Origin of the sequence: Nonomuraea rosea, from assembly GCF_039539705.1 — a bacterium.
Taxonomy (GTDB): Bacteria; Actinomycetota; Actinomycetes; order Streptosporangiales; family Streptosporangiaceae; genus Nonomuraea; species Nonomuraea rosea.
This window is the reverse complement of sequence record NZ_BAABDQ010000056.1, coordinates 15,572-40,130: the sequence shown is the minus strand read 5'-3', so window position 1 is coordinate 40,130 and position 24,559 is coordinate 15,572. Positions and strand designations below refer to the sequence as shown.

Genomic DNA, 24,559 nt, shown 5'->3' with positions numbered 1-24,559 from the left:
GCAACCGAGCATGACCGCACGAAGAATGCTGGTCGTCGGAGCGCACAGCGCCGACTTCGTCTGGCGCGCCGCCGGCGCCATCGCCAAGCACACCCGGGCCGGCGGCGAGGCCCGGGTGGTCACGCTCTCGTACGGCGAGCGCGGCGAGTCCGGCGAGCTGTGGAAGGAGCCGGGGCAGACCGTCGAGAACGTCAAGCGGATCCGGCACGAGGAGGCCACCGCGGCGGCGAAGGCGGTCGGAGCCGGCTACGAGTGCTTCGACCTCGGCGACTACCCGCTGCACGCCGGAGCGGGCGACGTCGAACGCGTCGCCGAGCTGATGCGCGACTTCGCGCCCCACGTCGTGCTCACCCACCCGGAGAAGGACCCGTTCAACCCGGACCACCCGGTGGCCTACCAGGTGGTCTCCCAGGCCAGGCTGCTCACCTCCGGCGCGGTCGTCGAGGCCGGGTTCCGCACCGCGCCGCCGTCGGAGTTCCTGGTCTTCGAGCCGCACCAGCCGGACCTCTGCGGCTTCGTGCCCACGGTGTTCGTCGACATCACCGCGGTCTTCGAGGCGAAGGCCCAGGCCATGGCCGCGATGAGCGCGCAGGCGTACCTGCGGCAGTACTACACGGAACGGGCCGAGCACCGGGCCAACCACGCCCGCAAGGTGACCGGGGACAAGGAGATCCGCCACGCCGAGGCGTTCCAGCGGATGGTCCCGAACGTGGTGGGCGCCCTGTGAGCGCGGGATCCGCCGACAGGTTCGGCGAGCTGGCCCGGCTCGGGGTGGCCACGGTGTACGAGGCGTCCGGCCGCCAGGGCCTGGTGGACGAGGACTTCATCCGGCTGATCCCCGGCAGCGGCGTCGCGGGCCCCGCCAGGATCGCCGTGTGCGGCCCCGCGGACAACCGCGCCGTCCACGAGGTCGCCGCCCGCACCAGGCCGGGCGACATCGTCGTCCTCACCATGGACACCCCCGTCCCCGTCGCCCTGATCGGCGATCTGCTCGTCACCCAGCTCAAGGCCCAGGGGGCGGCCGGCGTGCTGGTCAACGCCTCGGTACGGGACGCCGACACCCTGCGCGAGCTGGGCCTGCCGATCTGGACCCGGTGGATCAGGGTGCGCGGCGCGACCAAGGCGCACCGTGGCGCCGTAGACCGGCCCGCCATCGTCGGCGGCACCCTGATCAGGCCGGGCGACGCCGTGGTGCTCGACGGCGACGGCGTGGTCGCCGTCCCCGCGGAACGCATCGACGACGTGCTGGCCGCCTCGCTGTCGCGGGAGGCCAAGGAGGCGACGGCGCGGCAGGAGTACCTGGCCGGCGGCCTGTCGTACGACCTGCACGGCTTCCGCGCGGCGGACGAAGGGAACCCGGCATGAAGGTCGAGGTCCACGGCCTGACCCTGACCTACGGTGACGCGGTCGCGGTGTCGGACCTGGACCTGACGGTCGAAGAGGGCGAGTCCCTGGTCCTGCTCGGGCAGTCGGGCTGCGGCAAGACCAGCACCATGCGCTGCATCGCAGGCCTGGAGACGCCGGCGGCGGGCGTCATCAGCATTGGCGGCCGGCCGGTGTTCGACAGCGGCAGCGGCCTCAACCGCGCGCCGAACAAGCGCAACATCGGCATGGTGTTCCAGTCGTACGCCATCTGGCCGCACATGACCGTCTTCGAGAACGTGGCCTTCCCGCTCAAGATGAAGGGCACGAAGGGCGCGGAGATGCGCACCGCCGTCCGCGAGACGCTGGAGCTCGTCGGCCTGGACCACCTCGCGGACCGGGGCGCCAGCCTGCTGTCCGGCGGGCAGATGCAGCGCGTCGCCCTGGCGCGCAGCCTCGCGATGCAGCCGTCGGTGCTGCTGCTCGACGAGCCGCTGTCGAACCTCGACGCCCGGCTGCGCCACCGGCTGCGGATGGAGCTGCGCGAGCTGCAGCTCAGGCTCAGGGTCACCTCGATGTACGTCACTCACGACCAGGACGAGGCGCTGGCCCTGGCGGACCGGATCGCGCTGATGCAGTCAGGCCGGATCGTCCAGATCGGCACCCCGCCCGAGATCTACGCCAAGCCCAGAAGCGCCTCCATCGCGGAGTTCCTCGGCGTCGACAACATCATCCCGGTCACCCGCGAGGACGCCTCCTGCGTCCGCCTCCCGTCGGCCGGGCAGAAGCTCCAGGTCGAGCCGTACGAGGCCACCGGCGACCTGCGGCTCTGCATCCGCGCCGAGGACGTGCTGCTCGGTCCGGACGGCATGAAGGACACCGACCTCGGGCCTGACGGCATGACGGTCACCAACGCGCTGCCCGGCAAGGTGGCCGGCTTCGTCTTCCAGGGCTCCACCGTCGTCTACCGGATCCGCGTCGGGACCGACCTGGAGCTGGACGCCGTCCAGCTCAGATCGTCCGGGCCGCTGCTCGGCCTGGACGACGCGGTCACCGTGGCCCTGCCGCCGGGCGCGATCCGCGTGCTCCCGGCGGAGGTACCCGTAGAAGAGCCCGCGGGAGTGCCCGCGTGATGACGGCACAGACCACAGAGCGGCCGGTACGCGCCGAGAGCGCCGCGCTGCCCGCCCGCGCCCGCCGCCTGCTGCGCTCGGCGACGTTGCCCGGGGCGCTGTTCGTGGTGCTCGCCGTGCTGATCCTGGCCCCGGTCGGGCTGGTGGTGCTGGCCGCGTTCGCGTCCGACGCCCCGAGGCCCGGCAACGTCGGCCTGAACGGGCTCACCCTGGACAACTTCGCCAGCGTGACGACCGCCGGCTCGGTCGCGGCGACGCTCAACTCGCTCAAGGTGGGGCTCGGCGCCTCCGTGCTGGCCCTGCTCATCGGCGGGTTCCTGGCCTTCGTCACCGCGCGGACCAACGTGTACCTGCGCGGATTCCTGTACCTGGCCGGGCTGGTGCCCATGCTGCTGCCGTCCTACGTGGGCGCGCTGGCGTGGTCGGTGCTCGGGAGCGAGAACGCCGGCCTGCTCAACATCACCCTGCGCGACCTCGGCCTGCCCGGGTTCGTGGACGTCAACAACGTCGCCGGCCTGATCCTGGTGCTCGCGCTGTACTACGCGCCGTACGCGTTCCTGCTCATCCACGGCGCGCTGAGCCTGATGAACCCCGACCTGGAGGAGGCCGCCAACGTCCACGGCGCGTCGTTCGGCCGGGTGCTGCGCCGGGTCACCCTGCCGCTGATCACCCCCGCGATCCTCGGCGCCACCGTGCTGATCTTCGTGCTCACCGTCGAGAACTTCCCGGTGTCCCAGATCATCGGCGGGGCGGCCGGCGTGGAGACGCTGCCCACCTACATCTACCGGCTGATGAACTCGACGCCGTCGCGGGGCAACGAGGCGGCCGCCGTGTCGATCGCGCTCGTGGCGGTCGTCCTGGTCGTCACCGCGCTGCAGCGGCGGATGCTGGCCAAGCGCGCGTTCACCACCGTCTCGGGCAAGGGGATGAAGCCGCGCAGGATCGACCTCGGCCGCTGGCGGCTGCCCGCGCTGCTGCTCGGCCTCGGCTATTTCGCGCTGTCGGCCGTGCTGCCGGTGCTGGCGCTGCTGTTCGTCGCCCTGCACGACTCGCCGTACATCGGCACGGTGCTCGGCGCGTTCACCAAGGCGGGCGCGTTCACGCTGGAGTCGTTCCAGGACGTGCTGAGCTCCGGCGTCACGCACCGGGCCACGGTCAACAGCGTCGTGGTGTCGATCGTGGCGGCCCTGCTCGGCACCCTGCTCGCCTTCGTCGTGGCCTACGTGGTGCACAGGACCAAGCTGCCCGGCCGCGGGCCGCTGGAGTACGTGTCGATGCTCCCGCTGGCGATCCCGTCGATCGTGCTCGGCCTGGGCCTGCTGTGGACCTGGCTGATCGCGCCCGTCCCGGTGTACGGGACGCTCGCCGTCATGGTGATCGCCTTCGTCGCGGCCCAGATGCCGCAGGGCTTCCGCGGGGTGGCGGCCTCGATCGTCCAGGTGGACCGCGACCTGGAGGACTCCGCCGTGATGCACGGCGCCTCCCGCGTCCGGGCGATCACCGCGGTCACCGCGCCGCTGCTGCGGGTCGGGCTGACCTCGACGTTCCTGCTGCTGCTGATGCTGTCCATGCGCGAGCTGACGGTCCCGCTCTTCCTGTTCACCTCCGATACGCGGCTGCTGTCGATCGTCATCTTCGACGACTTCGACAACGGAATCCTGCAGCGGGCGGCCGCCACGAGCCTGCTGTATTGCCTGGTGATCCTCACCCTCTCCATCGTGTCCCGGCGTCTCGGCGCCAAAGAGCAGAAGTAGCTGGAGATGTCATGAAAGCTGGCCGTACGGGCGCCCTCACGGTGGCGCTGCTGGTGACCCTGCCGATGGCCGGGTGCGGCGGCGGAGCCGCAGGCAGCGCCGACGCCACGTCCCTGGTCGTCGGCGGCGAGACGATCGCCGACCAGAAGCTGTACAGCGCCGCCAAGGACGAAGGCTCGCTGGTCTTCTACACCGGCGGCAGCGAGCAGTCGGAGAAGGCCGTCACAGAAGCGTTCACCAAGGCCACCGGAATCAACGTGGAGATCGTCCGGCTGGCTCCCAACAAGCTCACCGAGCGCATCCTCGCCGAGACCGGCGCCAAGAAGCTCGGCGCCGACGTGATCCGCACGTCGGGCGAGGACATCATCCTCTCCCTCGCCAAGGCAGGCACCTTCCAGAAGCTGACGCTCCCGGCCGCGGTGACGTCCGCGGTGGGCGACGCGGTCAAGGAGGGCGGGCTTTACTTCTCCGGGTTCGACCGGGTCTATTCCTTCGCGTACAACAACGCCGTCGTCCCCAAGGACCAGGCGCCGAAGAACTGGGCGGACCTGCTCGACCCGAAATGGCAGGGCAAGCTGTCGATCGTGCAGGTCGGCGCGGGCGGCAGCACGGCCGCGCTGACCCGGTTCCAGATCGACAAGATCGGCGAGGAGTACCTGACGAAGTTCGCCGCCAACAAGCCGCGGATCTTCGACTCGTCGGCCGGGCAGACCGACGCGCTGGCGCGCGGCGAGGTGTCGGTGGCGACGATGCCGGTGGCGACCGGGATCGGCTCGATCGCCGACGGGGCCCCGATCACGGTCGCCGTGCCCGCGGAAGGCGCCGTCGGATACCCGTTCTACGTGGGCGTCGGCGCGCAGGCGCCCTCGCCCAACGCGGCGAAGGTCTTCGCGAGCTGGCTGCTGTCCAAGGACGCCCAGAAGATCGCCGTGCAGCAGGGCGACTATCCGGTGCGCAAGGACGTCGGCACGCCCAAGGTCGGTGACGTGGCGTTCCCCGCCGCCGATTCCGGCTGGCTCTACCGGGCGGACGCGAAGACCATGCTGGCGCACACGGCGGAGGACGCGAAACGGTGGCGGGAAATCTTCGGCTACACCGGCTGACGGAAACCGGCGGCCGATCCCCGTCCGCCGATGTGGAACGATCAAGCTGCCTATCGGAGCCAGATCAGGGACGTCCGACCATGAAACTTGTTGACCGCATTCGTGAGGCCATCTTCGCGGGAGACCTGGCGCCGAACCAGCGACTCATCGAGGCGGATCTCTGCGCGCAGTTCGGCGCCTCCAGATCGCACATCCGCAACGCGCTGGCCGATCTGGTGAGCGAAGGGCTCGTGGAGCGGATCCCGCACAGAGGGGCGCGGGTCCGGGCCATCACGCTCGCGGAGGCCATCGAGTTCACGGAGGTCCGCATGGTCGTCGAGGGGCTGTGCGCGGCGAAGGCGGCCGCCAGGGTCACCGGCGACCAGGCCGGGCAACTGCGCTCCATCGGGGCGCGGATGAAGGAGCACGTGGCGGCCGGCGACCTCATCGAATACTCCACCTGCAACAAGGAGCTCCATTCGTTCATCCGGCTGATCGGCGGGCAGTCGGCGGCGACCGACATCATCGAGCGGATCCGCGGCAACCTGGCCCGCCACCAGGTCCGGCTGGCCTTCCAGCCGGGCCGGGCGGCGGTGTCGCTGCCGCAGCACCTCGAGATCATCGAGGCCATCTGCGCGCACGACGAGGACCGGGCGGAGGCGGCCATGCGCGGTCACCTGCGCAGCGTCATCGAGGCCCTGGAGCAGGCCAGACCGACCGGCGAAACCGGAACGCCCTGATGGCCGTGCCCCCAGCCCCGGCCCCGCCCTCACCTCCGCCTCCGGCCGCGCCTTCTGTCGGGCCGCCTGTGCCTGTCGGGCCGCTCTGGCCGGCGGGGCCGCCGTGACCGGTGGCCGGCGGCTGTTCTGGCCGTTGCTGGTGGTCCACGCGATCCTGGTCCAGGCCATCAGCTACGGGATCAGGCCGTCTCTCTCGTACGCGGTGCTGGACCTGGGGTACGGGCCGGCCTGGCTGGCGGTGGTCGGGGCGATGTTCGCGATCCCGCCGCTGGTCCTGGCGATCGCGGCCGGGCGGCTGGTGGACCGTGTGGGAGAGCGGCCTGGCATGGTGATCGGCGGGGTCGCGCTGACCGGATCGGCGGTGGTCGCCTACGTCGGCTCGGCGCAGATCGGGCTGCTCGTCACCGCCACCGCCCTGCTCGGCATCGGCATCATCTTCTCCATGGTCGGCGAGCAGTCCGCGGTGGCGGGCCGGGCCCGGGGCCGGGGGCTGGACTCCGTCTTCGGCGTCTACACGTTCGTCACCTCGCTCGGGCAGGGCGTGGGCCCGCTGCTCCTGCTCCTGCCGCCCGCGCCGGGCAGCCAGTCGCCGCCGCTGGAGCCGATCGCCGCCGCGTGCGGGCTGGCCGGCCTGGTGACGCTTGCGGTCTCCTTCGGTTTCGGCACCGTCCACCGTGCCGCACCGTCCGGATCGCCATCTGGATCACGGCCTGAGGCGTCCGGATCGCCGCCTGAGCCGTCTGGGTCGCCGCCCGCACCGTCCGCACCGTCCGCACCGTCCGAGTCGCCTGGGACGCCTGGGACGCCTGGGACGCCTGGGTCGCCTGGGTCGCCTGGGACGCCTGGGTCGTCTGGGTCGTCTGGGTCGCCTGGGTCGTCTGGGTCGTCGTCCGGGCCGGCGGGCCGGCGCTGGCCGGCGCGGCGGCTGCTCGCCATCCCGGGCATGGGGCGGGCGCTGCTGGTCGGCGGGTTGATCCTGGCGTCGATCGACGTGACGCTGGCGTACCTGCCCGCGCTCGCGCACGCCAGGGGGATCGCGCCCGGCTGGGTGACGGCGATGCTCGCCGTCCGTTCGGTGACGCAGATGGTGTCGCGCATCAACCTGGCCCAGCTCGTACGCAGGCTCGGCCGCAGGCGGCTCACCGTGGCGGCCTGCGCGGTGTCGGCGCTCGCGCTCTGCGGCCTGACGCTTCCCGTGCCCGTCGCCGTGCTCGTCGCGCTCACCGGCGTGTACGGGTTCGCCGCGGGCGTCTGCCAGCCGATCACCATGGGCTGGGTCACCCAGCTTGCACCCTCCGGGACCCGCGGCACCGTGCTGTCGCTGCGGATCGCGGGCAACCGCCTGGCCCAGACCGTGATCCCCGCCGTGTCCGGGGCGGCGGCCGTGGTGGGCGGCGTCACCGGCGTGCTGGTGCTCACCGGGGCGACCTTGGGCGCCGCGGCCTGGTCGGCCTCAGCGGTCCCCGACCCCGAGGACTGACCCCGAGGACTGACCCCGAGCTACTGACCCCGGGGGACTCACCCCGGGGCCGACCGCGTCGGCTGCCCTCCGTGGGTCGACCCTGGGGGCTGACCCCGCCGGGCTGACCCCGCCGGGCTGACCCCGCCGGGCTGACCCCGGCGGGCCGACCCGCCGGGCCGACCCGGTGGCGCGCCTCAGGCGTCGGGCAGGCCGGCGGCGACGCGGGCCGCCGTCTCGCGCAGCCAGATGTGGGCCGCGTCGTGGGTGTGCACCGGATGCCACCACAACGCCTCCTGCAACGGCACCGCCTCGAACGGGCAGGGCAGCGTGCGTACCGGGGCGAGCCCCTCCAGCAGCCTGGCCAGCCGCCGCTGGATCAGCGCGACCCGCCGGGTGCCGGCCACCAGGCTGGGCAGGAGCTGGAAGCTCTGCACCGACACCTCCACGTACGGCTCCAGCCCCAGCATGGCCAGCTGCCGGGCGACGGTCGCGTCGAACGCCCGCTGGTAGATCACCCAGGGCAGCCGGGCCAGGTCGTCCATGGTGATGCGGTCACCGAGGCCGGGATGGTCGTCGGAGACCAGGCACACCCACTCGTCGCGGTACAGCTCCACGGCCGGCAGATCGCCGATCACGCCGTGCGGCATCAGCAGGCCGTCCACGCCGCTGAGCAGCGCCCCGGCGTGCTCGGCGACGCCGGGCGGCACGTGCTGGAAGTGCAGGCGGACGCCGGGCGCCTCGGTGTGCAGGATGCGGGCCAGCTCGGCGCCGAAGACCGCGATCGCGTAGTCGGAGGAGAGCAGCGTGAAGTCGTGCTGCTCGGTCGCGGGATGGAAGTCCGCGCGGCTGGTGAAGAGCCGCTCCAGCATGGCGTACGCGTTGGCGGCGGGCGCGCGCAGCGCGTTGCCCAGCGGGGTGAGCTCGTACCGGTTGCCCTGTCTGACCAGCAGCTCGTCGGCGAAGTGGTGGCGCAGCCTGGCCAGCGCGGCGCTCATCGCGGGCTGGCTCAGCCCGATGCGCCGGCCCGCCTTGGTGACGTTGAGCTCCTCCAGCAGGGCGCGCAGGGCGATCAGGAGATTGAGGTCGAGGCTGGCGAGGTTCACAGCGTCCCATGCTATCCATGGAACGGATGCCAAGGATCTGTTGAATCGATTTCCCAGATCCTTCCGGATGGTTCAAGGTTAGGGGCACCACACCGGAAGGCAATCTTGTGGAAACACTTCCGTCTCTCGCCGGCCCTTTCGCGCTCGGCACCTTCTCCGCCGGCGATCAAGCGCCCTTTCCCGGCCTGATCGCCGGCGATCGCGTCCTGGACCTGCGTACCGTGCCCGCGCTCGGCCAGCCCCCGCGGACCACCCGTGACCTGCTGGAGCGCTGGGACGACGTCCTGCCGCTGCTGGCCGGGGCCGCCGCGGCGGACGCGGGGGAGTGGCGGCCCCTGGCCGGCCTGCGGGTGCACGCTCCCGTCGAGCCCCGCCAGGTCCTCCAGTCGGGCGCCAACTACCGCACCCACGTGATCGACCTCGCGGTGGCGCACGAGCCCGAGGGCGGCAGGCCCGCCGAGCAGGTGCGGGCCGAGACGGCCGCGATGATGGACCGGCGCGCGGCCGGGGACCAGCCGTACGTGTTCACCGGCCTGCCCTCCGCGATCACCGGCCCGTACGACGACGTGGTCCTGCCGTCCTGGTGCACGAAACCGGACTGGGAGCTGGAGCTGGCGGCGGTGATCGGCCGCCCGGCCTTCCGCGTCGGCCGGGACACCGCGTTGGCGCACGTGGCGGCGTACACGATCGCCAACGACCTCACCGCCCGCGAGCTGGTGTTCCGCCGCGACATGCCGGAGATCGGCACCGACTGGCTGCGGGCCAAGAACGCGCCCACGTTCACGCCGCTCGGGCCGTACCTGGTGCCGGCCGGCTTCGTCGCCGACCCGGGAAGCCTGCGGGTGACGCTGCGGCTGAACGGCCAGGTCATGCAGGACGAGTCCACCAAAGACATGATCTTCGACGTGGCCCGGCTGGTGTCGTACGCCTCCCAGACCGTCCGGCTGCTGCCCGGCGACGTGCTGCTCACCGGCAGCCCGGCCGGAAACGGCCTGCACTGGGGGCGGCTGCTGCGGCCGGGCGACGTGATGGAGGGCGCCATCACCGGGCTCGGCGTCCAGCGCAACCGCTGCGCGGGCGAGGCGGCATGACGCCCGAGGACGCCATCGCCGAGGCCGCGGCCGCCTACTCCAACTGGGGCCGCTGGGGCCCGGACGACGTCCTGGGCACCGTCAACTTCCTCGACGAGGCCAAGCGGGCGGCCGCGGCCCGGCTGATCCGCCTGGGCGTGAGCTTCTCGCTGGCGCAGCGGTTCGACATGAACGGCCCCCAGAACGGCTGGCGGCGGCGGACGAACCCGGTGCACACCATGCTCGACACCGGCCTCGACGCCGTCCACGGCGACCAGGGGTTCCCGCACGGGTTCGGCGGCGCGGACGACGTGATCGCCATGCCGCTGCAGTGCTCCACCCAGTGGGACGGCCTCGGGCACATCTTCGACCACGGCCGGGCCTGGAACGGCCGTCCGGCCGACAAGGTCGTGACCGGCGAGGGCGACCTGGTCACCGGCATCGAGCACCTGGCCCCGTTCGTGGCGGGCCGCGGCGTGCTGCTGGACGTGGGCCGGGTGATCGGCGGCGGGGAACTGCCCGACGGCTTCGCCATCACCGAGGAGCACCTGAACGCCACGGCCGAGGCGCACGGCGTCGCGGTCAGGTGCGGTGACATCGTCTGCGTGCGCACCGGCCGGCTCGCCAGGGCCCGGCGCGAGGGCTGGGGCGACTACGCCGGCGGCCCCGCGCCAGGGCTGTCGTTCACGACCGCCGGCTGGCTGCACCGTACGGAGATCGCCGCGATCGCCACCGACACGTGGGGCTTCGAGGTGCGCCCCAACGAGTTCGAGAACGCCTTCCAGCCGCTGCACCAGGTCGTCATCCCGCACATCGGCCTGCTCGTCGGCGAGATGTGGGACCTGGAGGCCCTCGCCGCGCACTGCGCGGGCGACTGCGTCCACGACTTCTTCCTCGCCGCCGCCCCGCTGCCCGTCACCGGCGCGGTCGGATCCCCCGTCAACCCCCTCGCGATCAAATGAGGCCCACATGCCAGCAGTCGGGAACGTCCTCATCGTCGGCGCCGGCACCGCCGGCTCCGCCCTGGCGATCCTGCTCGCCCGCGGCGGCGTCGCCGTGGACGTCGCGGAGATCGAACCGGGGCTCACCACCCTGGGCTCGGGCATCACGCTGCAGGGCAACGCGCTGCGGGTGCTGCGCGACCTCGGCGTCTGGGACCGGGTGAGCGCGGCCGGGTTCGCGTTCGGCTCGCTCGGGCTGCGCGCCCCCGACGGGAGCCTGGTCGCCGAGCTGCCCGACGTCCGCACCGGCGGCCCCGATCTGCCTGCGGCGCTCGGCATGAACCGCCCGGAGCTGGCCGCGATCCTGACCGCCGCCGTGCGTGCGGCCGGCGCGCGGATCATGCCGGGCACGACGGTGGACACCCTCGACGACACCGGCCCGTCCGTACGGGTGCGGTTGTCGGACGGCGCCACCGCCACGTACGACCTGGTCGTGGGCGCGGACGGCATCCGCTCCTCGATCCGCGGCCTGCTCGGCATCGACGCCGCCCCAGAGCCGACCGGCATGGGCATCTGGCGGCTGCACACCCGCCGCCCCAAGCGGGTCGAACGCACCGACCTGGTCTACGGCGGACCCTGCTTCATCGCCGGCTACTGCCCGACGGGCGATGACACCATGTACGCGTACCTGGTGGAGAAGGCGCGGCCCAGGGAGGTCGCCGCGGACAAGGCCGGCATCATGCGGGCGCTCTCCGAGGGCTACGGCGGCGTCTGGGACGAGATCCGCGCGGACATCACCGACCAGGACCGGATCAACTACACCTGGTTCGAGTCGCTGCTCGTGGACCGGCCCTGGCACCGGGGCAGGACGGTCCTGATCGGCGACGCCGCGCACGCCTGCCCGCCGACCCTCGCCCAGGGGGCGGCCCAGTGCCTGGAGGACGCCACCGTCCTGGCCGAGCTGCTGCTCGCCGCCGACCAGCTCGGCGAAGAGCTGTTCGACGCCTTCATGGACCGCCGTCACGAGCGCGTCAGGGCGGTGGTCGAGGCGTCGGTGCACCTGGCCCGCTGGCAGCTCGAACCGGAGCCGGACGCCGACGTGCCGGGGCTGATGGGCCGCATCGCGGCGATGGTGAGCGAGCGCCCATGACCACCGTCGACGTACACGCGCACGTGCTGCTGCCCGAGATCGAGCAGGCCGTGGCCGGGCGGCCCGGCCTGGCCGCGCACCGCGAGCTGGACGTCCGCCGCAACGGCGCCGAGTCGCTGGCGGTCAGCGGCCGGATGATCGAGGCACGGATCGCGCGCCTGACCCAGGTCCCCGCGCGGCTGGCGGACATGGACGCCGCCGGGGTGGACGCGCAGATCGTCAGCCCGTCACCGTCCCACTACCACTACTGGGCCGATCGCGACCTGGCCCGCACCGTGTGGCGGCTGGCCGGCGAGGGCGTGGCCGCGCACTGCGCCGCCGCGCCCGACCGGCTGAGCGGCATGGGCCTGGCTCCGCTCCAGCATCCCGAGCTGATGGTCCAGGCCCTCGACGACGCGCTCGCCCTGGGACTGAAGGGGGTGGAGATCTCCTCGCACGCCCCCGGGCGGGAGCTGTCCGACCCGGGTTACGAGCCGTTCTGGGCGCACGCGGCGCAGACGGGGGCGGTCGTGTTCCTGCACCCGTTCGGCTGCACGCTGGACGAACGCCTGGATCGCTGGTACCTGTCCAACCTCGTCGGCGCGCCGGTGGAGAACGCCGTGGCGCTGTCGCACCTGATCTTCTCCGGCGTGCTCGACCGGCATCCCGGCCTGCGGCTGCTGGCCGCGCACGGAGGCGGCTACCTGCCGTACTACCTGGGCAGGGCCGACCACGGCTGGCGGGTCAGGCCCGAGTCGCACACCTGCGCCGAGCCGCCCAGCGCGTACCTGCGGCGCATCTCGTACGACTCCCTCGTCTTCGAGCCCGCGGTCCTGCGCGCCCTGATCGACACCGCGGGGGTGTCGCAGGTCCTGCTCGGCTCGGACCACCCGTTCGACATGGGCGTCGAGGACCCCCTGGACCGGCTGCGCGCCGCGCTGCCGGACCAGGCCGGCTACGACGCCGTCAGCGGCGGCAACGCCGTCCGACTGTTTCGACTGAAGGAACACCGATGAGACTCATCAGCCATCTGCGGCACGTGGACCTGGCCGTGCCCGACTACGACCGGCAGCGCGACTTCTACGCCGGCGTCTGGGGCCTGACCGAGGTCGCGGGCGACACCGGCCTCAGCTTCCTGGCGGCGGAGGGCTCACCCGAGCAGTACGTCATCCGCCTGCGCAGGGCCGCCGAGAAGCGGCTCGACCTGATCTCCTTCGGCGCGGCCACGCCCGCCGACGTGGACGCCCTGGCCGAGCGCCTGCGGGCCGCCGCGGTCCGGCTCGTCTCCGAGCCCGGCAAGATCGACACTCCGGGCGGCGGGTACGGCTTCCGCTTCTTCGACCTCGACGGCCGCACCGTCGAGGTCTCCGCGGACGTCGCCGTCCGCGCGCACCGCAGGCTGGAGGCCAAGGAGGCCGTCCCGGTACGGCTGTCGCACGTGGTGCTCAACGCCCCCGACATCGACGCCACCCGCACCTGGTACGAGACCCACCTCGGCTTCGCCGTGTCCGACACCCTCGCCCACCCGCACATGGGCGAGGTGATGCACTTCATGCGGTGCAACCCGCGGCACCACAGCATGGCCATCGCCCGCGGCCCGCACGCCTCCCTGCACCACATCAGCTTCGAGCTGCGCGGCGTCGACGAGTACATGTACGGCACCGGCCGCCTCCTGCGCGCGGGCGTGCGGATGATCTGGGGTCCCGGACGGCACCTGGCCGGCGACAACACCTTCTCCTACTTCCTCGACCCGCACGGCAACACCGTCGAGTACACCACCGAGCTGGAGGAGCTGGACGAGGACGCCTGGCACCCGCACGTCTACGACTTCTCCCAGCCCGAGGTCACCGACCAGTGGGGGACCGCCAACCCGATGAACGAGCTGGTCGCCAAGGAGTCCTTCAACGACGTCGACCGCGGCGTGTTCGTCGCCCCTCCCGTCTGATGCGCCTGGCCACCTTCATACATGAGGGGCGTACCCGCTGCGGAGTCGTGACCGGCGACGCGGTCAGGCCGTTGCCCGGCGGCACCGGCCTGCTCGACCTGCTCCGCGACGACCGGCTGGGCGTCGCCGGCGGCCTGGCGGGGGAGCCCGTCCCGCTGTCCGAGGTCCGGCTGCTGGCCCCCTTCACGCCGCCGTCCGTACGGGACTTCGTGGCGTTCGAGGAGCACGTCGAAGGGGTGCGCAAAAGCGTGGACGGGCGCTCCGGCGTTCCCGAGGCCTGGTACGAGGCCCCGGCCTTCTACTTCACCAACCCGTACGCCGTCGTCGGGCCCTTCGACGACGTGCCCGTGCCGCCGGGCTGCCGGGCGTTCGACTTCGAGCTGGAGGTCGCCGCCGTCATCGGCAGGGCGGGGCGGGACCTCACGCCCGAGGCCGCGAAGGAGCACATCGCCGGCTACCTGATCATGAACGACTGGTCGGCCCGCAACCTGCAGAGCCGCGAGATGCAGGTCAACCTGGGACCGGCCAAGGGCAAGGACGCCGCCACCACGCTCGGGCCGTGGCTGGTCACGGCGGACGAGCTGGAGCCGTACCGGGACGCGGACGGGTTCCTGCGGCTCGGTCTCACCGTCGCGGTCAACGGCGTCGAGGTCGGCCGTGACCTGCTGTCCAACATGAGCTGGCCGTTCGAGGACCTCGTCGCCTACGCCTCGCGCGGCACCTGGGTCCGGCCAGGGGACGTGCTCGGGTCCGGCACGTGCGGCAACGGCGGGTGCCTGGCCGAGCTGTGGGGGCGGCGCGGCGTCCAGGACCCGCCGCCGCTCCGGCCGGGGGACCGGGTGGAGATGGTCGTCGAGGGCATCGGCGCCATCGCCAACACGGTCGTCGCCGGCCACCCGCCGCACCCCATCCCACCAGCCCGAACCCGCCCGCGCACCCGTCCCTGACTCACGCAGGGCCGAGACGGCACCCTTCACACTGTTCCCATACGAGGAAAGCTGTTCCACAATGGGAGACAGGAGCCGATCGGCAGGAGGCCGCCGAAGTGATCAGCCAGACCGTCGCGACGTCGACCAGATGATCATGCCCGTGCCCCTCGGCGTGCCCCGCCCACGAAGGAAAGATCGCCGGTGAGCCGCCGGGCTCCCGCCTGTACCGCTGAGGAGCGGACATGAGCGTGCTCCCCCTGGACGACGTGCGCGTCGTCGAACTCGGCCAGCTCCTGGCCGGCCCGTTCTGCGGGCAGTTGCTCGGCGACTTCGGCGCCGAGGTCATCAAGGTGGAGGACCCCGGGCGCGGCGACCCGATGCGCCAGTGGGGCAGGGAGAAGCCGTACGGGCTGTCGCTGTGGTGGCCGGTGGTGGCGCGCAACAAGAAGTCGGTCACCTGCGATCTGCGCACGCCGGAGGGCCAGGCGCTGGTCAAACGGCTGGTGGCCACGGCCGACGTGCTGCTGGAGAACTTCCGGCCCGGCACGCTGGAGCGATGGGGCATGTCGCCGGAGGAGCTGCACGCGCTCAACCCCCGGCTGGTGATCACGCGGGTCACCGGGTTCGGGCAGACGGGCCCGTACGCCCCGCGCGCCGGATACGGCTCGATCGGCGAGGCGATGGGCGGCATCCGCCATGTCACCGGCGACCCCGACCGGCCGCCGTCGCGCACCGGGATCTCCATCGGCGACTCGCTGGCGGCCACCCACGCCTGCGTCGGCACCCTGGTCGCGCTGCACGAGCGCGAGCGCAGCGGCAAGGGCCAGGTCGTGGACTCGGCCATCTACGAGGCCGTGCTGGCGATGATGGAATCGCTCATACCCGAATGGCAGCAGGCCTCCTACCGGCGCGAACGCACCGGGCCCGTGCTGCCGAACGTGTCGCCGAGCAACGTCTACCCGGCCAAGGACGGCGACTCGCTCCTCATCGCGGCCAACCAGGACAGCGTCTTCGGCCGGCTCGCGCGCGTGATGGGCCGGCCCGAGCTGGCCGAGGACGCCCGTTTCGCCACGCACGGCGCACGCGGCGAGCACATGGCGGAGCTGGACGAGCTCATCGCCGCGTGGACGGCGACCCTGCCCGCCGACGACCTGCTGCGGACCCTGCACGAGGGCGGCGTCCCCGCCGGGCGCATCTACACGGCCGAGGACATGTTCACCGACCCCCATTTCGCCGCGCGCGAGGCCATCGTGCGCGTGCCGCATCCCGAGTTCGGCGAGCTGGCCATGCAGAACGTCGTGCCGAAGCTGTCGGCCACACCCGGCGCGGTGCGCACCGCGGGCCCGGCTCTCGGCCAGCACAACGACGAGGTCTACGGCGGGCTGCTCGGGCTGACGGCCCAGGAGCTGTCCGGCCTGAAGGACAAGGGGGTCGTCTGAGTGGACCCCTTCGACGGCGTCCTGCCGTTCGGCGAGCGGCCCGCGCTGATCCTCGTCGACCTGATGCGGGCGTACTTCGAGCCGGACGCCGACCTCTACGTCGGCTCGCGCGACTGCCTGCTGGCCGCCGCGCGGGTCCTGGCGGCGGCTCGTACGGCGGGCGTCCCGGTCCTCCACACCCGCGTGGCGCACAGCAGGGACGGCGCCGACGGCGGCCTGTTCTACCGCAAGGCGACCCCGCTACGCCGGCTGCACGGCCCGCTCGGAGCGCTCATGCCCGAGGTCGCGCCCGCCGGGGACGAGGTCGTCATCGTCAAGCAGTACGCCAGCGCGTTCTTCGGCACCACGCTCGCCTCCACGCTCACGGCGCTGCGCGTGGACACGCTGGTCATCACGGGCGTCTCCACCAGCGGCTGCGTACGGGCCAGCGCCGTGGACGCCGTCCAGCACGGGTTCGTCCCGATCGTGGTGCGCCAGGCGGTGGGCGACCGCTCGGCCGGCCCGCACGAGGCGAGCCTCCACGACATCCAGGCCAAGTACGGCGAGGTATGGGAGGAACAGGCGGTGCTCGAACGGCTGCGCGAATCGGGACCGGCATCATGAGTGCAGGCCGCTATTACGAGGACTTCACCGTCGGCGACGTCTACCAGCACCCGCTCGGCCGCACGATCAGCGAGGCCGACAACACCTGGTTCACGCTGCTGACCATGAACACCAACCAGAACCACTTCAACGCCCACTTCGCCGCCGCCTCCCCGGCGGGCAGGGTGATCGTGAACTCGGGGCTCACCGTGGCGATCGTGCTGGGCCTCTCGGTGGCGGACGTGAGCCAGAACGCGATCATGAATCTGGGCTGGGAGGAGATCAGGCTCACCCATCCGGTGTTCGTCGGCGACACCGTCTACGCGGAGTCGGTCGTCACCGCTCTGCGCGAGTCCGCTTCGCGGCCTTACGCGGGCATCGTGACCTGCCGTACCAGGGGGCTCAACCAGGACGGCGCGGACATCATGTCCTGGCGGCGGACGGTCATGGTCTACAAACGCGACGCGCCCCACGACAAGGGCCACTTCCCGCAGGCCGCGAGCGGGCCGCTGACGCCATGAGGATCACCTACGGCCCATGGGGCGAGACCCTGGAGGAGCTGACCGCCGCCGCCCGCAAGGCCGAGGAGGCGGGCGCCGAGGTGATCTGGGTGCCCGAGCTGCACCGTAGCGCCATGGTCGGCGCCGCCGCCGTGGCGGGCGCATTGACGGGCGGGGTGGGGGGCAGGGCGAGGGGCGCGCCGACGGGCGCGGGGGTCGGCACCGCCGTCGCGCTCGCCTTCGCCCGCAGCCCGATGGTCACCGCGCTCGAAGCGCTCGACCTCGACGAGCTGACCGGCGGGCGGTTCATCCTCGGATTGGGCGCGGGCACGCGCAGGCTCAACGAGAAGTGGCACAACGTCCCCTGGGAACGCCCGCTCGCCCGGCTGCGCGAGACCGTCGAGGTGATCCGGGCGGTCGTGGCGGGAGCGCCGCTGGAGTACGACGGCTCGCTCCAGCGGCTCGACGCGCGCGGCTTCCGCCGTCCGTACGAGCCGGTCCGCACCCGGATCCCCATCTACCTGGCCGCCGTCGGGCCGCAGATGACCAGGCTCGCCGGGCGCATCGCCGACGGGTGGCTGTCGCACGAGCTGTCCTCGCCCGCCTACCTTCGTGAGCAGGTGCTGCCGAACCTGTCGGCCGGACTGGATGCGCGACCGGACGGGCGGGACGCGTTCGACGTGGTCGTCTCCGCCTGCTGTTCGATCGATCCCGATCCGGCGCTGGCCCGCCGCCGGGCGGCCGGCGTGCTGGCCTTCTACGCCTGCGTCGCCACGTACAAGGACTTCTTCGCCTTCCACGGCCTGGCCGCCGAGCACGCCGCCGCGGTCACCGCCTTCCGGGCGGGGCGGCGGCCGGTGGTGCCCGACCGCATGATCGACCCGCTGGTGCTGGCGGGCACGCCGGACCAGGTGGCCGAGCGGCTGGCCCGCTACGAGGGACTGGCCGGGACCGTCAAGCTCACCCCGGCCGTGTACGGCAACGCGCCGGAGGAGATCCGCCGGAACCAGGGACGCATCATCGAGCTGATCGGAACGTTATGAGACCGCTGGAGGACGTCAGAGTCGTCAGTCTGGAGCAGTACGGGGCCGGACCGTTCGGCAGCGTGCACCTGGCCGATCTCGGCGCCGAGATCATCAAGATCGAGGACCCTCGGGTGGGCGGCGACGTTGGACGATATGTACCCCCTTATGCGGATGAGGAGGACTCCCTGTTCTTCGAGACCTTCAACCGCAACAAGAAGTCCATCTCCCTGGACCTGTCCGTCCCCGCCGGAAGGGAGGTCTTCGACGACCTCGTACGGCACGGCGACGCCCTCTACTCCAACCTGCGCGGCGACGTCCCGGCCAAGATGCGCCTGCGCTACGCCGACCTCAAGCACCTCAACCCGCGCATCGTCTGCTGCTCGCTGTCCGGCTTCGGGATGACCGGGCCCCGGACCGCCGAGCCCGGCTACGACTACATCCTGCAGGGGCTGGCCGGATGGATGCACCTCACGGGGGAGCCGTCAGGACCGCCGGCCAAGTCCGGGCTGTCGCTGGTCGACTACTCCGGCGGACTCGTCGCCGCGATCGCCCTGCTCACGGGCGTGCACGCCGCCCGCCGCGACGGCATCGGCATGGACTGCGACCTGTCGCTGTACGACACCGCCGTCAGCATGCTCACCTACGTCGGGACCTGGGCGCTCAACACCTCCTTCACCCCGGTGCGCACGGCCGATTCCGCCCATCCCTCGCTGGTGCCGTTCCAGAACGTCGAGGCCGCCGACGGGTGGCTGGTCGTGGGGTGCGCGAAGGAGAAGTTCTGGCGGCGGCTGGCGCTGATCCTCGATCGCGAGTCGCCCGGCGCCGGGTTTGCCGCCGATCCGCGCTACGCCACGTTCGCCGCGCGCCGCGAGCACGCGGACTCGCTGCTGCCCCGGCTGGCCGCGATCATCCGTACCAGGGAGGTGGCCTGGTGGCTGGGCGAGCTGCGCGCGGCGGGCATCCCGTGCGGGCCGATCAACGACGTGCGGGAGGCGCTCGCCGACCCGCACACCGCCGCGCGGGGGCTGGTGGTGGAGACCTCCCATCCCCGCTACGGCCCGCTCAAGCAGCTCGCCTCCCCGGTACGGGTCGGGACAGAACCGGTCGCCCACCGGAGGGCTCCCCGGCGGGGCGAGGACGGCGAGGAGATCCTGCGCGGGCTGCTCGGCTACCCGGCGGAGCGCGTCGAGGAGCTGGCCGCCGGCGGCGCTTTCGGGGAAGCCCCATGACCACCGCCGCGGCCGTGCTCGCCGGCTGGGCGCTCGGGCTCAGCCTGGACGCGGTGCCCGCGAGGGCCAGGCAGGCCGCGATCCGGCACCTGACCGACGGGTTCGGCTGCGCGGTCGCCGCGCCGCCGCACGGGTCGCCCGCGGTCGCGGTCGCGCTGGAGCTGGGCGGGCCGCCGCAGGCCACGATCATCGGGACCCGCGCCCGGGTCGGCGCGCCCGCCGCCGCGCTGGCCAACGGAGCCCTGGTGCATGCGCTCGACTTCGACGACACCCACGCGGGCGGGCTCGTGCACGCGACCGCGCCGGTGCTGCCGGTGGCGTTCGCGGTGGGGGAGGAGACCGGGGCGTCCGGCGCGGAGGTCCTGGTGGCGGCGCTGATCGGCTACGAGGTGATCTGCCGGCTCGGAGCCGCGGCGCCGCACGGCTTCCACGCGCGCGGGCTGCACGCCACCTCCGTGTGCGGCGTGCTCGCCGCCGCCCTCGTGGCCGCCAGGCTGTATGGACTGGGCCCGCGCCAGGCCGTCCACGCGCTCGGCATCGCGGGCAGCCAGGCGGGCGGGCTCCTGGAGTTCCTGAGCACGGGGGCCGACACCAAGCGGCTGCACCCGGGGCTGGCCGCGCACGCGGGCATCCTGGCGGCTCGCCTGGCCAGGGCGGGCGCGACGGGGCCCGACACGGTGCTGGAAGGCGAGCACGGCCTGTACGGGGCACTGCTCGGCAGGCCGGGGGTGCGGCCTGCGGGGCGGCTCGGCGAGGTCTGGGAAGTCACCCGGATCACCGTCAAGCCTTATCCGGCCTGCCAACTCCTGCACGCGGCCCTGGACGCCGCCCGCAACGCCATGACGCCGCCCCGCGACGCTCACGACCTCCGCGACCTCCGCGACGGCCGAGGTGCCCGAGGCCCCGGCGACGCTCGCGACCTCCGCGACCCCCGCGACCCCCACGGCCTTCACGACCTCCACGGCCTTCGCGACCTCCGCGACGGCCGAGGTGCCCGAGGTATTGGGGACGCCGGAGACATCGAGCAGGTGGTGGCTGAGGTGCATCCCGACGCGGCCGCGATCGTGTGCGGGCCGGGCAAGGAGCGGCCGCGCACGCCGTACGAGGCCAAGTTCAGCCTGCCGTGGAGCGTCGCGGCGATGCTGCTCGACGGGGCGGTGGACGTGCGCACCTACGAACGGGTGGACCGGCCGGAGGTGACGGCGCTGGCCGGCCGGATCGCGCACGAGGTGGTCGCGTTCCCCGGTGCCGCCGCCGACCAGCCGGGGCGGCTGCGGGTGCGGTTCGCCGACGGGACGCGGGTGGTGGGCCAGGTGCCGCGCAGCGCCGGCGGCCCGGACGATCCGGCGGCCGGCGAGCTGGTACGCCGCAAGGCGCTGGCCAACGGGCTGTCCGCCACGGCGATGGCCGCCCTGTCGCGGCTGGCCGAACTGACCGAGGTGACGACGCTGATGTCCGGGCTCACGGACCAGGAGGAGGTCTCATGACCGTGTCCGTCGCACATGGCACCGTACGGTTGCCCGCACTCTCCGCGCCGACGGCGGCCCAGGCGTACGAGCGAGCCCGGGCAGCCCTGGCGGCGGCCGGGCTGAGCGAGCAGGACGTCGTCCAGGTCGTCGAATACGTCACCCCGCACGCCATCACCCCAGAAGCTGTCGCTCCGGACGCCGTCGCTCCGGACGCCGTCGCTCCGGACGCCGTCACGCCGGACGTTGCCGCACCGGATGCCGTTGCGCCGGATGTCGGTGGGGCGGGCGATGGGAGGGCGGACCTTGGCAAGCCGGGTGGCGCAGGGTGGGAGGTCGCTGGGTTCGATGGGGTGACCGTGTCCAGGGTGCCGGTTGAGCGGCTGGTCGAGCCGGGGCACCGGGTGGCGGTCGAGGTGACCGCGTACCCGGGCGGCGGGGAGCGGATCGTGACCCCGCACGGCGTGGTCACGGTGGCCGGCGAGATCGTCTATCTGCCGGGCATCCTGCCCGCCGACCTGACGGCCGGCTTTCGCGAGCAGTACCGCTCCTGCCTGGAGGTCGCCGGCGACCTGCTCAAGGCGGCGGGCACGGACCTGGACGCGCTGGTGCGCACGACCGACTACACCGCCACGGCCACCCGCGCCGAGTACCCGCGATGCGGGCGCCCGCGCAGGGAACTGCTCGGCGGAGCGGGTGGCGTGTACCCCGGCGCGGCGGGCATCCTCGTCGACCATCCGGTGGCCGGGGGCGCGATGGTGTGGCTCGACGCGGTCGCCTCCCGGCGCCCGCTGCGGCCGGTCAACCCCGGCTGGGAACGGTACGACACGCTCACCTACCGGCCGGGCGTGGCAGCCGGGGACACGCTGTTCATGTCGGGGTTCGGGGCGCTCGACCCGGTGACGCAGCGAGCCGTCTTCGACGGGGACCTGATCGCCCAGGCCGAGTTCACCTACGCCTCGATCGCGGCGGTGCTGCGTGAGGCGGGGCTGGCGGGGGACGCGGTGGTGCGCCTGGTCGAATACCTCACACCCCCAGCTATCCCGAAATATCACGAAATCAGCGATCTGCGGGACCGATGCTTCCCCGGCGGGTACGTGCTCACCTCGGTGGTCTGCTCGGCCCTGCTCCGCCCGGAGTTCCTGATCGAGGTCGTGCCCACGGCGGTGTTCCCATGACGCCCGGCGAGATCGCGGCACTGGTCGGCCGGGAGGCGGCCTACACCGCACCCGAGGAACTGGGCAGGGCCGCACTCCGCTACTTCGCGCAGGCCGTGGGCGACGACAATCCGCTCTACACCGACGACGCCTACGCCCGCGCGCACGGCTACGACGGGGTCGTCGCCCCGCCCACCCTGATCTGCGAGACCAACCAGTACACCGGGCTGCCCAGGGACGCCGACGGCTTCGCCGGGCACAGCTGGGGCCTGGAGATCCCGGGCGCGCGGCTGGTGCGCGGTGGCAACGCCTACGAGCTGCACCAGCCGGTACGCCCGGACGACGTCGTCACGGTGACCTGGCGGATCCAGGACGCCGAGGAGAAGGCGGGCAAGCTCTTCGTGACCTCCCGCGCCACGTACACCAACCAGCACGGCGACCTGCTGGCGGTCAACGAGGAGACGTTGATATGGATCCCGGCTCAGTGACCCAGGACATCGATCCCGGCACCGTGATCCCGCCCCTGGAGCGGCGCATCGAGCTGCCCGACATGATCGCCTACGCCGGAGCCACGTGGGACTGGCACCGGCTGCACTACGCCCCCGAAGGACTGGACCGGCCGGTGGTCGACGGGCAGGTCTTCGGCGCGCTGCTGGCCGAACAGCTGCAGGACTGGCTGGGCCCCGCGGCCCGCGTCGTGAGGCTGCGCTTCCGGTTCAGGAGCATGGTGTTCGCCGGCGAGACCGTGCGCTGCACCGGGCGGGTGGCGGGCGCCGAGGACGGCCTGATCACCGTCGAGCAGCAAGTCGAGGTGGTCGAGGACGGCAGGGTCGCGGTCGCTCCCGCAGGAGCGACAGTGGCGACCCGGTGGTGATCCGGTGACGGTCGCGATCGTGGGTGTGGCCGAATCCGATCTCGGGGTGACCGGCAAGTCCATCCTGCACCTGCAGACGCAGGCGATCATCAGGGCGCTCGACGACGCCGGCCTGATGCTCCGCGAGGTGGACGGCCTGGCCACCGCCGGGGCCGCGCGTTTCTCGACCGCCCAGGTCGCCGAATACCTCGGCATCCAGCCCGCCTGGAGCGAGTCCACCTTCGCGGGAGGGTCGGCCTTCGAGATGTACGTGGCGCGCGCCGTCCAGGCCATCGAAGCCGGCCAGTGTACGACCGTGCTCATCTCCTACGGCTCCGACCAGCGCAGCGCCCGGTCGCGCTCGCTGACGGGAGCGCTGGAGCCGCACACGCCGCAGACGCTGTTGGAGGCGCCGTACGGCCCGCTGTACCCGGTTTCGTACTACGCGATGGTCGCCCAGCGGTACCTGCACGAGCGCGGGGCGCGGCGGGAGGACCTGGCCGAGGTCGCGGCGGCCGCCCGCGAATGGGCGTTGCTGAACCCGAAGGCCTTCCGCCACCGGGCGGGACCGCTCACCGTCGAGCAGGTCCTCGCCCAGCCGATGATCTCCAGCCCTTTGACCGCCGCCGACTGCTGCCTGGTCACCGACGGCGGCGCCGCCGTCGTGCTGACCAGCCTGGAACGCGCCCGTGACCTGCGCGAGGATCCCGTCGTCGTGCTGGGGTACGGCGAGTCCACCACGCATGACGGCATGGCGGCCCCCGGCGACCTGCTGCGGACCGGCACGATCGACTCGGGACGGCGCGCCTTCGCCCAGGCGGGGCTGGGGCCGCGGGACGTCCACGTCGCTCAGCTCTACGACTCCTTCACGATCACCGTCCTGCTCACGCTGGAAGGGCTCGGCTTCTGCGGGCCCGGGGAGGCGGGCGACTTCGTCCGCGCACGTGAGCTGCCCTTCAACACCACGGGCGGAGGGCTGTCGTACTGCCATCCCGGCATGTACGGGCTGCTCCTGCTCGTCGAGGCGGTGCGCCAGGTGCGCGGGGAGTGCGGCCCGCGCCAGGTGCCGGGCGCCGAGATCGCACTCGCGCACGGCGTCGGCGGCATCTTCTCCACCCACGCGACCGTGCTGCTGGGAGCCGCGCGATGAGCGACGAGATCACCGCGCCCTGGTGGGACGCCACCCGCGAAGGGCGGCTGCTGGTGCAGCGCTGCACGGCCTGCGGGCACACACAGCACTACCCGCGCGCGCTCTGCACCGGATGCGGCGGCACCGACCTGGGCTGGCGGGAGTCGGCCGGGCGCGGGAGCGTCGACTCCTTCACCGTCGTGCACCGGTCGCCGTCCCCCGAGCATCCGGCGCCGTACGTGGTGGCCCGGGTCCGGCTCGACGAGGGCCCGGTCCTGCTCACCAACCTGATCGGCGGCGCCGACTGGCGCTGCGACCAGCGCGTCCGGCTGGCCTGGCGCGAGCTGGACGACGGCCGCCGCCTGCCGGTGTTCGTCAGCGACCCGCCCTAGCGGCGACGGCCCCCGCGGGAGACGTCATCGGCGTGCCCGGCCGACAGCCCAGCCGCGCCCGGCTGGCCGTCCCGCCACGGCCGGCTGCCCCGCCACGGCCGGCAGCCTCGTCGCGGGCGGTACGAACGCGCGGGTGC

General features: G+C 72.8%; 25 protein-coding genes. 24 read left to right on the top strand and 1 reads right to left on the bottom strand.

Annotated elements, in window-relative coordinates; translation table 11 throughout:
- Positions 1 to 10 precede the first annotated feature (10 nt).
- From ABEA43_RS61180 to ABEA43_RS61150, 7 genes are all read left to right on the top strand, one after another.
- Positions 11 to 727 carry a PIG-L deacetylase family protein gene (locus tag ABEA43_RS61180; protein ID WP_345577835.1) on the top strand — a complete coding sequence of 239 codons (717 nt, stop codon included), beginning with the start codon at positions 11 to 13 and terminating at the stop codon, positions 725 to 727.
- Complete coding sequence (locus ABEA43_RS61175) at positions 724 to 1,365, top strand: RraA family protein (protein WP_345577832.1); 642 nt, start codon at positions 724 to 726, stop codon at positions 1,363 to 1,365. The genes ABEA43_RS61180 and ABEA43_RS61175 overlap by 4 nt, the downstream gene beginning before the upstream one ends.
- Positions 1,362 to 2,495, top strand: a complete 1,134-nt coding sequence (locus ABEA43_RS61170) for an ABC transporter ATP-binding protein (protein WP_345577828.1) — start codon at positions 1,362 to 1,364, stop codon at positions 2,493 to 2,495. The genes ABEA43_RS61175 and ABEA43_RS61170 overlap by 4 nt, the downstream gene beginning before the upstream one ends.
- Entirely contained in the window at positions 2,495 to 4,249 is a 1,755-nt protein-coding gene (locus ABEA43_RS61165) for an ABC transporter permease (RefSeq protein WP_345577959.1), read from the top strand. Before ABEA43_RS61170 ends, ABEA43_RS61165 begins: the two co-directional genes overlap by 1 nt.
- A gap of 11 nt (positions 4,250 to 4,260) precedes the next feature.
- Positions 4,261 to 5,352: an ABC transporter substrate-binding protein gene (locus tag ABEA43_RS61160; RefSeq protein ID WP_345577825.1), complete on the top strand. Its 1,092-nt coding sequence runs from the start codon at positions 4,261 to 4,263 to the stop codon at positions 5,350 to 5,352.
- A gap of 80 nt (positions 5,353 to 5,432) precedes the next feature.
- Positions 5,433 to 6,071 carry a GntR family transcriptional regulator gene (locus ABEA43_RS61155; protein ID WP_345577822.1) on the top strand — a complete coding sequence of 213 codons (639 nt, stop codon included), beginning with the start codon at positions 5,433 to 5,435 and terminating at the stop codon, positions 6,069 to 6,071.
- 103 nt (positions 6,072 to 6,174) lie between these two features.
- Positions 6,175 to 7,551 carry an MFS transporter gene (locus ABEA43_RS61150; RefSeq protein ID WP_345577819.1) on the top strand — a complete coding sequence of 459 codons (1,377 nt, stop codon included), beginning with the start codon at positions 6,175 to 6,177 and terminating at the stop codon, positions 7,549 to 7,551.
- Positions 7,552 to 7,727: 176 nt separating this feature from the next.
- Here the strand turns inward: ABEA43_RS61150 and ABEA43_RS61145 are convergent, their stop codons facing one another.
- Positions 7,728 to 8,636 carry a LysR family transcriptional regulator gene (locus ABEA43_RS61145; protein WP_345577816.1) on the bottom strand — a complete coding sequence of 303 codons (909 nt, stop codon included), beginning with the start codon at positions 8,634 to 8,636 and terminating at the stop codon, positions 7,728 to 7,730.
- 107 nt (positions 8,637 to 8,743) lie between these two features.
- Here ABEA43_RS61145 and ABEA43_RS61140 point away from each other — a divergent pair, with 107 nt between their 5' ends.
- The 17 genes from ABEA43_RS61140 to ABEA43_RS61060 all read left to right on the top strand — a co-directional run bounded on the left by ABEA43_RS61140 (position 8,744) and on the right by ABEA43_RS61060 (position 24,422).
- Positions 8,744 to 9,727, top strand: a complete 984-nt coding sequence (locus ABEA43_RS61140) for a fumarylacetoacetate hydrolase family protein (protein ID WP_345577813.1) — start codon at positions 8,744 to 8,746, stop codon at positions 9,725 to 9,727.
- Positions 9,724 to 10,668, top strand: coding sequence for a cyclase family protein (locus tag ABEA43_RS61135; RefSeq protein ID WP_345577810.1), 945 nt, complete (start codon positions 9,724 to 9,726; stop codon positions 10,666 to 10,668). Before ABEA43_RS61140 ends, ABEA43_RS61135 begins: the two co-directional genes overlap by 4 nt.
- Positions 10,669 to 10,675: 7 nt before the next feature.
- Positions 10,676 to 11,797 carry an FAD-dependent monooxygenase gene (locus ABEA43_RS61130; protein WP_345577807.1) on the top strand — a complete coding sequence of 374 codons (1,122 nt, stop codon included), beginning with the start codon at positions 10,676 to 10,678 and terminating at the stop codon, positions 11,795 to 11,797.
- Positions 11,794 to 12,792 (top strand): amidohydrolase family protein, encoded by a 999-nt coding sequence (locus ABEA43_RS61125; protein WP_345577804.1) that lies wholly within the window; start codon positions 11,794 to 11,796, stop codon positions 12,790 to 12,792. Before ABEA43_RS61130 ends, ABEA43_RS61125 begins: the two co-directional genes overlap by 4 nt.
- Positions 12,789 to 13,721 (top strand): VOC family protein, encoded by a 933-nt coding sequence (locus ABEA43_RS61120; RefSeq protein ID WP_345577801.1) that lies wholly within the window; start codon positions 12,789 to 12,791, stop codon positions 13,719 to 13,721. The genes ABEA43_RS61125 and ABEA43_RS61120 overlap by 4 nt, the downstream gene beginning before the upstream one ends.
- Positions 13,721 to 14,668: a fumarylacetoacetate hydrolase family protein gene (locus ABEA43_RS61115; RefSeq protein ID WP_345577798.1), complete on the top strand. Its 948-nt coding sequence runs from the start codon at positions 13,721 to 13,723 to the stop codon at positions 14,666 to 14,668. Before ABEA43_RS61120 ends, ABEA43_RS61115 begins: the two co-directional genes overlap by 1 nt.
- Positions 14,669 to 14,892: 224 nt before the next feature.
- The gene (locus ABEA43_RS61110; RefSeq protein WP_345577795.1) at positions 14,893 to 16,089 is read left to right on the top strand and encodes a CaiB/BaiF CoA transferase family protein; all 1,197 of its coding nucleotides are present in this window, start codon (positions 14,893 to 14,895) and stop codon (positions 16,087 to 16,089) included.
- On the top strand, positions 16,090 to 16,692 hold the full coding sequence (locus tag ABEA43_RS61105; protein WP_345577792.1) for an isochorismatase family protein: 603 nt from the start codon (positions 16,090 to 16,092) through the stop codon (positions 16,690 to 16,692). It begins immediately after the preceding gene.
- Positions 16,689 to 17,192 (top strand): MaoC family dehydratase, encoded by a 504-nt coding sequence (locus tag ABEA43_RS61100; protein ID WP_345577789.1) that lies wholly within the window; start codon positions 16,689 to 16,691, stop codon positions 17,190 to 17,192. Before ABEA43_RS61105 ends, ABEA43_RS61100 begins: the two co-directional genes overlap by 4 nt.
- Positions 17,189 to 18,214, top strand: a complete 1,026-nt coding sequence (locus tag ABEA43_RS61095; protein WP_345577786.1) for an LLM class flavin-dependent oxidoreductase — start codon at positions 17,189 to 17,191, stop codon at positions 18,212 to 18,214. Before ABEA43_RS61100 ends, ABEA43_RS61095 begins: the two co-directional genes overlap by 4 nt.
- A complete protein-coding gene (locus ABEA43_RS61090; protein ID WP_345577783.1) occupies positions 18,211 to 19,425 on the top strand; it encodes a CaiB/BaiF CoA transferase family protein in 1,215 nt (404 codons plus the stop codon). The genes ABEA43_RS61095 and ABEA43_RS61090 overlap by 4 nt, the downstream gene beginning before the upstream one ends.
- Positions 19,422 to 20,912 (top strand): MmgE/PrpD family protein, encoded by a 1,491-nt coding sequence (locus ABEA43_RS61085; protein WP_345577780.1) that lies wholly within the window; start codon positions 19,422 to 19,424, stop codon positions 20,910 to 20,912. Before ABEA43_RS61090 ends, ABEA43_RS61085 begins: the two co-directional genes overlap by 4 nt.
- On the top strand, positions 20,909 to 22,069 hold the full coding sequence (locus ABEA43_RS61080; RefSeq protein ID WP_345577777.1) for a RidA family protein: 1,161 nt from the start codon (positions 20,909 to 20,911) through the stop codon (positions 22,067 to 22,069). The genes ABEA43_RS61085 and ABEA43_RS61080 overlap by 4 nt, the downstream gene beginning before the upstream one ends.
- Complete coding sequence (locus tag ABEA43_RS61075) at positions 22,066 to 22,536, top strand: FAS1-like dehydratase domain-containing protein (protein WP_345577774.1); 471 nt, start codon at positions 22,066 to 22,068, stop codon at positions 22,534 to 22,536. The genes ABEA43_RS61080 and ABEA43_RS61075 overlap by 4 nt, the downstream gene beginning before the upstream one ends.
- Positions 22,518 to 22,922 carry a MaoC/PaaZ C-terminal domain-containing protein gene (locus tag ABEA43_RS61070; RefSeq protein ID WP_345577771.1) on the top strand — a complete coding sequence of 135 codons (405 nt, stop codon included), beginning with the start codon at positions 22,518 to 22,520 and terminating at the stop codon, positions 22,920 to 22,922. The genes ABEA43_RS61075 and ABEA43_RS61070 overlap by 19 nt, the downstream gene beginning before the upstream one ends.
- A gap of 4 nt (positions 22,923 to 22,926) precedes the next feature.
- The gene (locus ABEA43_RS61065; RefSeq protein WP_345577768.1) at positions 22,927 to 24,051 is read left to right on the top strand and encodes an acetyl-CoA acetyltransferase; all 1,125 of its coding nucleotides are present in this window, start codon (positions 22,927 to 22,929) and stop codon (positions 24,049 to 24,051) included.
- Complete coding sequence (locus ABEA43_RS61060) at positions 24,048 to 24,422, top strand: Zn-ribbon domain-containing OB-fold protein (RefSeq protein ID WP_345577764.1); 375 nt, start codon at positions 24,048 to 24,050, stop codon at positions 24,420 to 24,422. The genes ABEA43_RS61065 and ABEA43_RS61060 overlap by 4 nt, the downstream gene beginning before the upstream one ends.
- Positions 24,423 to 24,559: the final 137 nt, after the last annotated feature.

Excerpts from the sequence above, each read along its gene's own strand:
- ABEA43_RS61110 (WP_345577795.1), top strand. The coding sequence starts at position 14,893 with ATGAGCGTGCTCCCCCTGGACGACGTGCGCGTCGTCGAACTCGGCCAG.
- ABEA43_RS61115 (WP_345577798.1), top strand. The coding sequence starts at position 13,721 with ATGCGCCTGGCCACCTTCATACATGAGGGGCGTACCCGCTGCGGAGTC.
- ABEA43_RS61085 (WP_345577780.1), top strand. The coding sequence starts at position 19,422 with ATGACCACCGCCGCGGCCGTGCTCGCCGGCTGGGCGCTCGGGCTCAGC.
- ABEA43_RS61060 (WP_345577764.1), top strand. The coding sequence starts at position 24,048 with ATGAGCGACGAGATCACCGCGCCCTGGTGGGACGCCACCCGCGAAGGG.
- ABEA43_RS61135 (WP_345577810.1), top strand. The coding sequence starts at position 9,724 with ATGACGCCCGAGGACGCCATCGCCGAGGCCGCGGCCGCCTACTCCAAC.
- ABEA43_RS61080 (WP_345577777.1), top strand. The coding sequence starts at position 20,909 with ATGACCGTGTCCGTCGCACATGGCACCGTACGGTTGCCCGCACTCTCC.
- ABEA43_RS61070 (WP_345577771.1), top strand. The coding sequence starts at position 22,518 with ATGGATCCCGGCTCAGTGACCCAGGACATCGATCCCGGCACCGTGATC.
- ABEA43_RS61170 (WP_345577828.1), top strand. The coding sequence starts at position 1,362 with ATGAAGGTCGAGGTCCACGGCCTGACCCTGACCTACGGTGACGCGGTC.
- ABEA43_RS61120 (WP_345577801.1), top strand. The coding sequence starts at position 12,789 with ATGAGACTCATCAGCCATCTGCGGCACGTGGACCTGGCCGTGCCCGAC.
- ABEA43_RS61095 (WP_345577786.1), top strand. The coding sequence starts at position 17,189 with ATGAGGATCACCTACGGCCCATGGGGCGAGACCCTGGAGGAGCTGACC.
- ABEA43_RS61130 (WP_345577807.1), top strand. The coding sequence starts at position 10,676 with ATGCCAGCAGTCGGGAACGTCCTCATCGTCGGCGCCGGCACCGCCGGC.
- ABEA43_RS61100 (WP_345577789.1), top strand. The coding sequence starts at position 16,689 with ATGAGTGCAGGCCGCTATTACGAGGACTTCACCGTCGGCGACGTCTAC.
- ABEA43_RS61160 (WP_345577825.1), top strand. The coding sequence starts at position 4,261 with ATGAAAGCTGGCCGTACGGGCGCCCTCACGGTGGCGCTGCTGGTGACC.
- ABEA43_RS61090 (WP_345577783.1), top strand. The coding sequence starts at position 18,211 with ATGAGACCGCTGGAGGACGTCAGAGTCGTCAGTCTGGAGCAGTACGGG.
- ABEA43_RS61075 (WP_345577774.1), top strand. The coding sequence starts at position 22,066 with ATGACGCCCGGCGAGATCGCGGCACTGGTCGGCCGGGAGGCGGCCTAC.
- ABEA43_RS61180 (WP_345577835.1), top strand. The coding sequence starts at position 11 with ATGACCGCACGAAGAATGCTGGTCGTCGGAGCGCACAGCGCCGACTTC.
- ABEA43_RS61155 (WP_345577822.1), top strand. The coding sequence starts at position 5,433 with ATGAAACTTGTTGACCGCATTCGTGAGGCCATCTTCGCGGGAGACCTG.
- ABEA43_RS61125 (WP_345577804.1), top strand. The coding sequence starts at position 11,794 with ATGACCACCGTCGACGTACACGCGCACGTGCTGCTGCCCGAGATCGAG.
- ABEA43_RS61165 (WP_345577959.1), top strand. The coding sequence starts at position 2,495 with ATGACGGCACAGACCACAGAGCGGCCGGTACGCGCCGAGAGCGCCGCG.